At 50.3% G+C, this 4411-nt stretch carries 3 protein-coding genes and 1 pseudogene; 2 read left to right on the top strand and 2 right to left on the bottom strand.

The annotated features are described in order from the left end of the window. Together VIM88_RS04900 and VIM88_RS04895 are read left to right on the top strand one after the other, a co-directional pair. A pseudogene (locus VIM88_RS04900) lies at positions 1-457 on the top strand (NADP-specific glutamate dehydrogenase); the annotation flags it as partial. 4 nt (positions 458-461) lie between these two features. Continuing rightward, positions 462-1286, top strand: a complete 825-nt coding sequence (locus VIM88_RS04895; protein ID WP_331861765.1) for a leucine-rich repeat domain-containing protein — start codon at positions 462-464, stop codon at positions 1284-1286. Between the two features lie 6 nt (positions 1287-1292). On the opposite strand, the gene proB is transcribed toward VIM88_RS04895, so the two are convergent. Next, entirely contained in the window at positions 1293-2099 is an 807-nt protein-coding gene (gene proB / locus VIM88_RS04890) for a glutamate 5-kinase (protein ID WP_331861764.1), read from the bottom strand. 44 nt (positions 2100-2143) lie between these two features. Continuing rightward, positions 2144-4411 (bottom strand): aldehyde dehydrogenase family protein (locus VIM88_RS04885; protein WP_331861763.1); only part of this gene is annotated, 2268 nt, incomplete at its 5' end.

Here is a 4411-nt window from a genome sequence, read left to right as displayed (position 1 = left end):
CTTTATCCCTGTATCGGAGTATCCGGCAGGAGGACATGCCGTATGGACCATCGCCTGTTATGCTGCCTTCCCTTGTGCCACACAGAACGAGCTGACAGAGATAGATGCCCAAAACCTCATTGCAAATGGCTGTGTGAGCGTGGCGGAGGGGGCAAATATGCCTTCGACACCCAAAGCGATCCAGACCTTCCTGAAGCACAAGGTCTGCTTTGGACCCGGAAAAGCTGCGAATGCCGGCGGTGTCGCCGTAAGTAACTTTGAGATGAGCCAAAATGCCGGTATGCTGAAATGGAGCTTTGAAAAGATCGATACCAAACTCAAAGAGACCATGTATGAGATCTGCCGCAATGTCGCTGAAACGGCGAAAGAGTATGGTGTCGAAGGAAACTATGTGGACGGCGCAAATATTGCAGGGTTCAAAAAAGTAGCTGATGTGATGATCGCAGAAGGGATATAGACATTTGGCAGCATACAGCTGGATGGAAAAGCTCTGGGAGTGGGCAGACGAACATCATATCGATGCCCTCCACCTACCCAGAAATGAAGAAGAACTTGCCGGTCTGACAGAGCTTACGCTGATCGGCTATGACCTGACAGCCCTGCCCAAAGAGATAGGAGATCTCTCTCAACTGACACAGCTGCACCTCGAAGACAGGAACCTAACGGCACTCCCCAAAGAGATAGGTAAGCTCCAACATCTTAGAACACTGATCCTTGAGGACAACAGCTTGACCGCGCTCCCCGATCAGATCGGCGACCTGCATAACCTGACCACACTCATGCTCGGCGACAATCAGCTTACGGCACTTCCCAAAGAGATAGGAAAGCTTGCCAAACTTGAAGCACTTGACCTTCACGGAAACCGGCTGACGACACTTCCCAAAGAGATCGGCGGCCTGCATAGCTTGACCACACTTACTCTCGGGAAAAACGACCTGACCGCACTCCCCAAAGAGATCGGAAAACTGCGTCACCTTGAAGCACTGGACCTTCGCCGCAACCGACTCACGGCACTCCCCAATGAGATCGGGGAGCTTGGCAGCCTTGGCTATCTTGTCTGCCGGAACAACGAACTATCCGAACTCCCCAGTGAGATCGGACAGCTGGGCAATCTTACTGTACTCGATCTTGGAGGCAACCAGCTTACAGCGGTCCCGAAAGAGATCGGACAGCTGGGCAGACTTACCATACTTGTCCTTGAGAACAACCGCCTGACAGCAGTTCCGGAAGGGATCTCAGCACTGAAACATCTGACGAAACTTCGCCTGAAGAACAACCTGCTGTAGCGTGTTTCAACCTTTTTTCTTTTTGTCTTTTTTCTTTTCCTTTTTACCCTCTCCTTTTGGAAGGAAAAGCGTACCAAGGGTATGTTCCCCTTTCATCAGGAAAGCCTCACAGGCCTCGAGATCGAATCCGTTGGAGAGAAACATTTTTCGGCCATGTCTCATCATGAAGTCCGCGGCTTTCAGCTTGGTCACGATCCCACCCGTGGCAAAGGGATCATTGGGCGTTGCACATTCATCCAGTACCCCCTCAGGGAGCTCATCCAGCACTTTATAGAGCTTTGCATCTTTATGTTTGGATGGGTCCTTGTCATAATAGCCGTTTATGTCGCTGAGAATGACCAACAGGTCAGCATCTACCGCCTGTGCGACATTCGCTGAGAGCTGATCATTGTCACCGAAGAGCTGTTCAGGAGTGGAAGATATGTCGTTCTCATTCACGATAGGCAGGATATTGTTCGGTATATGCGCATTGATGATCTCCTGAAACATCTTTGTTCTCTTTCTTGAGTCAAAATCATCTTCCGTCAGCAAGATCTGTGCCGTATCGATATGCAAGATATCGAACATCATCTTGTAGGATGACATCAGTATCGGCTGACCGGCCGCTGCGATCGCTTTTTTACCGATCTGTTTTGTTTTATCCAGCTGCAGTGCTGAGTAGCCCGCTGCTACAGCTCCTGATGATACAAGTACGACTTCATATTTTGATCTCAGCTTTGATATAAGATAGACAAGATTCATCATCCTGTCTTTTGCGATCTCATTCTTTTCTGTCAATACTGCACTACCGACCTTTATTACGATCCTGTCCATTTTCATTTTATCCTTTTTCTATGTTCTAAGTTTTATCCGTCAGACTACATTTCTTCCAAATGCAGTCCCTGGATACCGAGGTTTCCGTATCTGTGGTAGCTGTTGGAGATACTCTGTTCTATAAAATAGTGCATCAGCTCGATACGTCCATGTGACACAAAAGGGTCTCTGGCAATATAGATCGCCTGGTCTGCCACACTTTCAAAAATGTTCTGGGAGACATTCTCCGGATGCAGGAACCGTACCCTCTGATATGCAGGTATCAGTTTGATGAGCGCCTCTTCAGAGTCGCGGGTGATGTGATCATTCTCTCCAATGAAACTCGCCTGCTTGGACTCCAGCCACAGAAATTCAGCCTGCCTGGAGTGTTCGGGCAGCGAGACATGGATATTCGCACCGACCATCTTGACCGCCATGATCGTTGTAAGGATCTCTTCGAGCTTATCGCCCTCTTCCAGCCTTAAAAGCACATCTTTGACAGGCAGATAGCGGATGATGTTGGACTCACCCCTAATATGCGTATAGTCGTGTTCTTTCAGGAACTCTACCTCATGCCAGTGTGCAAAGTGACAGATGTACCGCAGTGCTACTTCACACTCGTCATGGAAAACCGTGTCTCTCGTAAGCATCACCCTCATATGGTCAATGAAGTTCGTCGAACAGGACTCATAGAGGTTCGTCTCATGGTAGGAGATATCCATGAATTGGCTGACATAGTTGAAACCGCCTGCTTTTTTACCGCTTCCGATGGCCGATTTTCTCATCCCTCCGAAGGGTTGACGCAATACGATGGCACCTGTCGTTCCACGGTTGATATAGAGGTTCCCTGCGATGATCTCCTCTTTCCACTTGTCCTGCTCTCTTTTATCAAGTGATTCCAGTCCGGAAGTAAGGCCGTAGCCTGTACTGTTGACGATCTCTATCGCATGGTCAAGGTTTTCTGCCCGCATCACACTGAGTACCGGACCGAAGAGCTCGTTCATATGGCAGAAATCCCCGCTTTTCGTTCCCCATCTGACCGATGGCTTCAACATGTAGGGATTCCCTCTATCCGCGTAATCGGGTTTGACCAGCCACGTTTCCCCCTCATCCAGATAACCCAGAGATCTTTCGAGTTTGCCTGTGGGTTTGCTGGAAAGTGTGCCGATCCTGTTGTTGAAATCCCATACCGAGCCGGTCTGCATGGACTCGGCCGCCTCTTTGATCTGCATTTTGTAGCTTTCGTCATCAAAGAGCTCTTTTTCCAGCACAAGCAAAGAGGTGGCCGAACATTTCTGTCCCGAATTATGGAAAGCGGATGCCATCACGTTGCCGAGAGCCTGGTCACGGTCTGCCATGGCTGTCACGATGGTGGCATCTTTACCCCCGGTCTCTGCACTCAGATGGATATCGGGCCGCGCTTTGATGATCTTGTAGGCGGTCTCTTCGCCCCCTGTGAAGATAGTAAAATCAATATCTTTGCTGGGGATCATATGCTCACCGACCTCAGAACCGCGTCCCGGAACGAACTGCAGCGTATTTTTACTGATACCCGCATCCCAGAAACACTGGCAGAGCCTGTAGCCGCAGAGTACCGAATCTTCTGCAGGTTTGAGGATGACCGTATTTCCCGCAGCGAGTGAGGCGGCGATGCCTCCTACCGGTATAGCTATGGGAAAGTTCCATGGACTGATCACCAGACCGACGCCTCTGCCTTTCGCTTCTATCCCTGTCAGTCCGGAGATCTTTGCAACACTGTAGGGATAGAAATTGGCAAAGTCGATCGCTTCACTCACCTCTACATCGGTCTCAGTGAAGACCTTGCCCACTTCTGCCGCTGCCACCCCTATCAGGTCCGCTCTGGCTATCCTGATCTGATGTGCGACATCCATCAGCTTTTTCTGTCTCTCCTGCGGCGTGAGCTCTCTCCAGCCGTCCGGATCAGATTTCGCCGTGGCGATGGCGGCTTTCATCTCTTCCGGCGTTGCTTCCACATAGTGGCCCACACGTTTGTTTTCGTGGTATTGCGACTTATCGATCACTTCGACGGTCTTCCCCTCTTCTACCGTCTTTCCGCGAATGACAGGATAGGCATTGAAGCCTCCGGCTTCACCGATGTGCTGCCATTTGTCACGGATCCCTTCCGCCCATTTTCTGTTGGCATCGAGCACAAAATCCGTATCGGGTTCATTTTCAAAGTGATACTTTTCCGGATCGATCTCCGGTTTGATGCTCTCTCTGTTTCTGTCCTGCGTACGGTAGGGTTTCTGGTCTAGACCCGGTACTGCTGCGATCGCATCATCATAGGTCTGGATGAGATGCTCCCACTGCGG

The sequence above is a fragment of the Sulfurovum sp. genome (assembly GCF_036568385.1).
Taxonomy (GTDB): Bacteria; Campylobacterota; Campylobacteria; order Campylobacterales; family Sulfurovaceae; genus Sulfurovum.
Note: the sequence above shows the minus strand (reverse complement) of the source record. Positions and strands in the feature narration are given on the sequence as shown.